Here is a 306-nt window from a genome sequence, read left to right on the forward strand (position 1 = left end):
ACCTAGTATAGTAAAAAGCAAGTATCCTCATAAAATTGGCTTGATGACAGGAATATATACAACTGCAATGTCTTCATTTGCTGCAGTAGGCTCTGGTGTAAGTATTCCATTGTCACAAGAGATTAATTTAGGTTGGAAATATGCACTATTAGTTTGGGGAATTATTGCAATAATAGGAATTGTATTTTGGATTCCACAGACTAAAAAGACAGTTTATAATCAGAAGAATATTAATAATTGTAAAAGAGTTACTGGAAAATTAATTTGGACTTCAGCATTAGCTTGGCAAGTTACTATATATATGGG

At 31.7% G+C, this 306-nt stretch carries 1 pseudogene; it reads left to right on the top strand.

Annotation, left to right across the window (positions count from 1 at the left end):
* Positions 1–306, top strand: a pseudogene (locus tag AOA61_RS31370) (cyanate transporter); the annotation flags it as partial.

The organism is Pseudomonas sp. 2995-1 (assembly GCF_002742505.1).
GTDB lineage: Bacteria > Pseudomonadota > Gammaproteobacteria > Pseudomonadales > Pseudomonadaceae > Aquipseudomonas > Aquipseudomonas sivasensis.